The 4,301-nt window shown below is 42.9% G+C and carries 4 protein-coding genes and 2 pseudogenes; 1 reads left to right on the plus strand and 5 read right to left on the minus strand.

All coding sequences use genetic code 11. The features are described 5' to 3' along the window. Both AB4496_RS15695 and AB4496_RS15700 read right to left on the minus strand, forming a co-directional pair. Positions 1-174 (minus strand): annotated as a pseudogene (locus tag AB4496_RS15695) (molecular chaperone DnaJ); the annotation flags it as partial. A gap of 289 nt (positions 175-463) precedes the next feature. Next, positions 464-1,303 (minus strand): isopenicillin N synthase family oxygenase, encoded by an 840-nt coding sequence (locus tag AB4496_RS15700; protein ID WP_009845327.1) that lies wholly within the window; start codon positions 1,301-1,303, stop codon positions 464-466. 200 nt (positions 1,304-1,503) lie between these two features. Between AB4496_RS15700 and AB4496_RS15705 the strand changes: the two genes are divergently transcribed. After that, positions 1,504-2,112, plus strand: a complete 609-nt coding sequence (locus tag AB4496_RS15705) for a DUF2238 domain-containing protein (RefSeq protein WP_009845326.1) — start codon at positions 1,504-1,506, stop codon at positions 2,110-2,112. Between the two features lie 79 nt (positions 2,113-2,191). Here AB4496_RS15705 and AB4496_RS15710 read toward each other — a convergent pair whose 3' ends face one another. The 3 genes and pseudogenes from AB4496_RS15710 to AB4496_RS15720 form a co-directional block, all read right to left on the minus strand. Next, on the minus strand, positions 2,192-2,443 hold the full coding sequence (locus tag AB4496_RS15710; protein ID WP_009845325.1) for a hypothetical protein: 252 nt from the start codon (positions 2,441-2,443) through the stop codon (positions 2,192-2,194). 21 nt (positions 2,444-2,464) lie between these two features. After that, entirely contained in the window at positions 2,465-3,373 is a 909-nt protein-coding gene (locus AB4496_RS15715; protein ID WP_009845324.1) for a DMT family transporter, read from the minus strand. A 30-nt stretch (positions 3,374-3,403) separates the two neighbouring features. Next, positions 3,404-4,301: pseudogene (locus AB4496_RS15720) on the minus strand (SgrR family transcriptional regulator); the annotation flags it as partial.

A 4,301-nucleotide genomic window follows, 5' to 3' on the forward strand; every position in this document is an offset into this window, starting at 1 on the left:
CTTCTCGGGTGCTGCATCTAATACAGGCATAAACCCAAGGTCGTTTAGATAAGCCGCCAGTGTGTGTACTTTCCATCCACTTGGTTTTCGCTTAAGCACTTCCATAATGGGCCAGAGCAAAGGGTTCTCCATATGGCTATGAAAGCTCGCTCTCACACCTTGATTATTCGACATAGTTGGCTCATTTGGGTTATTAAGTTGTTAGCTTGTTAGGCATGATGAATTGCCCTAGGTCAGTGGGCTGACTTCTCTTAATTGAAAGCGATTTTCTACGATTTGTCGAGCTTAATGGAACACCACATTCAATTGCTTGGCTCAAGAGCCCGTTATCCATCAAAATTACGCAGCTAAGGTGACCAGTAATTGGCTATGATTGGTTTAGCTCTTTGGAAAAACAAAAAAAGGCCAGCAATTTTGCTGACCTCTGATATCTATACCAATTTTAGCACAAGGAACTAGTTAATTAGATAACACCAAGCTCTCTTAGACGTTCCATTAGGTATTCATTTGCGGTGTACTTCTCAGACAGTACAACTTCCGGTTTTGGGTGAAGGAATAGTGGCAAAGAGATACGAGATTTCTCTTGGCGTTCACCTGATGGATTAATTACACGGTGAGTTGTCGATGGGAAGTAACCACCTGATGCTTCTTGAAGCATGTCACCAATGTTTATGATCATATTACCGAAGTCACATGGAACATCTAACCACTCGTCATTCTGAGCTTTAACTTGAAGGCCCGGCTCATTTGCTGCAGGAAGAACAGTCAGTAAGTTGATGTCTTCGTGAGCAGCTGCGCGGATAGCACCTGGCTCTTCATCGCCTTGCATTGGTGGGTAATGAAGAACGCGAAGCAGTGTTTGTTCGCTGCCATTAATCATTTCAGAAAGCGCGATTGAGAACTTCTCTTGTACTTCTTGAGGCGCATGTGCTTCAACCCAACCTAATAGTTCTTGAGCAAAAGCATTAGCACGTTGGTAGTAATCTAGAATCTGTTCTTTTAACTGTTCAGGAATCTGACCCCAAGGGTATACGTGAAAGTATTCTTTGATGTCTTTTACAGTGTGGCCCTTAGCAACTTCAGAAACTGAAGGTGGAAAATATCCATCTTGTGTTTCAACATTGAAGTGGAAGTTCTCTTTCTCTTCAGAAATGAAGAATTGGTACCAGTTCTCGTAAATTGACTCAACAAGCTCTTTTGGGATGGGGTGATTCTTAAGAACACCAAAACCCGTTTCACGTAGAGATCGAACAAATTGTTCTGCTGCGTCGTCAGCAAGGTAATCGACAGTTTCCAGTTTCATGACTTTTCTTTCTTGTTATGTAGTAATGCAATGATTTTAAGGATCGCTTTGTTGTAAATCAAACTTTTGTGAAACTCCGCCAACCGTTTGTCTAGATACTGGGCGATAACACTACTTTTCAACAAATCTAGTGATTAGAACACAATTGAACACTGTTCATTATTATGTAACTATACAAAAAACTTATAAAGGATCTGATGATGACAATTACGCCACTTGCTCAAAATAGACCTCTACTCTCACTAACTGCTGTCTATCTTGTTATCTTTCTCTTTTCAGCCTTTGCGCCATCTTCAAGAGCCGTTTGGATCGCTGAGATCGTCCCTGCTCTCGGTATTCTTATCGGGATATGGTGGCTATCCACCAAGCTCACCTTTTCTAAGACAGCTTATGCTCTGATGTTTATCTGGCTTATTTTGCACACGATAGGCGCAAAATATACCTTCTCAGAAGTGCCATTTGACTGGTTCAATAACCTTATCGGCTCTGAGCGCAATAACTTTGACCGAGTAGCCCATTTCTCTATTGGTCTTTATGCCTATCCACTCGCAGAGTATTTGATTCGTAAGAAATTGGCTCAGCCGATACTAGCCTGTTTCTTTGCCCTATTTGCGATCATGAGTGTAGCAGCTGGCTACGAGATTATAGAATGGTGGTATGCAGAAATTGCAGGTGGTGATGAAGGTATCGCGTTCCTTGGCTCACAAGGTGATATTTGGGATGCACAGAAAGACATGCTGTGTGATACAACGGGTGCCATTGTCTCGCTATTACTGTTGCAACTTCAAGGACGAGTTAGAGCTCATTAAGCTCTAACCTTTCTTCTGAATATAAAAAACAATGTGAAATGCCACACGCATGATGTGCTGCGGCATTTATTCTTCTCAACTACTTCATAGTTACCTTGCCACCCACAAATTTGTAGGCAGGCGTACCTCGAACCAAAGTATCTCGCGCAAATTCAATTCCGCATTCAGGGCACACACAAGGGTCTTTTGTGAAATCTTCAACGATCCGTTCCTTAAAACACTTTACGAGCGCCCCTTTGCCGCCTTTTCGATACTTGAAAAGTTGTGTCTTACATTTAGCGCAGAATATCTGGACCGTTTTAGTAGGTTGTTTTTTGTTTGGTTTAGCCATAGAAGTTAATGATTGAACCCTTTATTTCTTAAGTTTAGGTGCGACAAGAACCAAGCTTATTCCAAGTAAGATAACAGTCGATGAGATAATAAATTGCATAGTAACAGGTTCAGATAACAACAAAACGCCACCAAGTGTCGCGATAACGGGAACAGAAAGCTGTGCAATGGATGCGACCACTGTATCCAGTTTTTTCACCACGTAATACCACAAACTATAACCCACACCAGAAGCCACTGAGCCCGACAATATTGCGTAAATCAAGCCTTGTTCTGTGATGGATATTTGCGATGCCACATTAGGGATGACAAGTAACAGGCTTACTAACACAAGGATCACTAACGAGCTAAATGCAAAGTTGGCAGTAGTGGATTGCAACGCGTTCGTGGATTTCTTACCCGCAAGTGTATAAATCCCCCAACCTACTCCAGCCAGAGCCATCAATATGATGGAGGTTATATCGGGCGAACTTGTCGAATCCGTCGGCATGAGTAAGTAAACGAGCCCAGAAACTGACAACAAACAACCACACCACTCTAACAATGACATTCTATTGCCAGCTAACAGGTGTGCGGCAATCATCGTAAATTGAACCGCGACAAACAGAACCAAAGCACCGAGACCTGCACCAAGCTCTAAGTAAGCAAACGAGAAACCAAACATATAAACGAGGAGTGACAATATTGATGTGAATTGAAACGGTAATTTGAGCTTTGTCTCTACCGACTTGTCGTTGTTTACTAGCTCCTCTCTAGACTTAGAGTGGGAAGACAAAGTTAATAAAATCAGAAGTGTAAGGGCACCCGATATGATACGAACGATCGAGAAACTCAAAGGATCAATGGTTTGATCCATCAAAGCCCAACGACACAACACTGAATTGGCAGCAAACGCCACCAGCGTTATAAATGTGATCATCACCGTTTGCATCGTGTTGTCCTAATCAAGTTATCTCTGGTCTTAGTCAACGTCCGGTTTTACCCAAACTTGGCTAAAGTCGAACCAACCGAGTGCATTACACTTTGCGTTCTGCAGCGTACCGCATTGATCTTTGTTAACGCCTAACCAACAGTGGAACATTGGAATCAATTGATTGCTTTGCACCAATTGTTTACCTAACTGTCTTGCTGGGAATTGCTCGAATTCGCCCGAGCGCCAACGATCGATCATGTGACACCATTGATCGAAGTCTTCTGCCGGGCTAGATTCATCGAGAAAGCTGTAATCCATCAACCAGCCCGCTAACGCGTCATCTCTATTGTTAGCGATACCCATTGGATTAATCCAAATATCGACATTATCGGCGTGTGGAGGATCGGTTTCGTAACCATAAAGTTCAACGTCGACGTCATATTGCTTCAACACTGTAACAATAGCCTTCGCAAGTGTTGGAAACATTGGGTGTTGGCATTGGTAAGCCAATCTAATGGTTGGTTTCGCATTCGCTGGTGGACAAACCGGCGTGTTCAACTTGATGTCATACCAACCGGGCTTTATCCCATAAGCGTGTAACACTCCCAAATCGATAACAGTTTCTTTCGGAATGTGTACAAACAGATCGGCCGCATTCAAAGTATTAGATAAAAATTGCGCCCATGCAGGATCTTGTGCGATGCCCTTTTTCCGATTCAACAGTAGATAGGTACAGCCGGGATCAAGTTCGACTTCGTCGCTATCGCCGCGATCCGCCATTACAGGCTTAGAAAGACTTGGGTAAACCATTGAAGAGTAAGCCTCATCAACAACCCAAACCTCAACACGATCAATCAATGACCTAAAACCAAAATATCCGTTAAAAGCCGTTAGCACGAGTTGCTTCTCATCGTTCTTTTCAATGCGATAAGGGCCAGTACCAATC

Source organism: Vibrio sp. 10N.222.46.A1 (assembly GCF_041473595.1).
Taxonomy (GTDB): domain Bacteria; phylum Pseudomonadota; class Gammaproteobacteria; order Enterobacterales; family Vibrionaceae; genus Vibrio; species Vibrio tasmaniensis_A.

What these genes read in the sequence shown, in the direction of transcription:
- AB4496_RS15700 (WP_009845327.1), bottom strand. Translation starts at nt 1,303, where the DNA reads ATGAAACTGGAAACTGTCGATTACCTTGCTGACGACGCAGCAGAACAA.
- AB4496_RS15705 (WP_009845326.1), top strand. Translation starts at nt 1,504, where the DNA reads ATGACAATTACGCCACTTGCTCAAAATAGACCTCTACTCTCACTAACT.
- AB4496_RS15710 (WP_009845325.1), bottom strand. Translation starts at nt 2,443, where the DNA reads ATGGCTAAACCAAACAAAAAACAACCTACTAAAACGGTCCAGATATTC.
- AB4496_RS15715 (WP_009845324.1), bottom strand. Translation starts at nt 3,373, where the DNA reads ATGCAAACGGTGATGATCACATTTATAACGCTGGTGGCGTTTGCTGCC.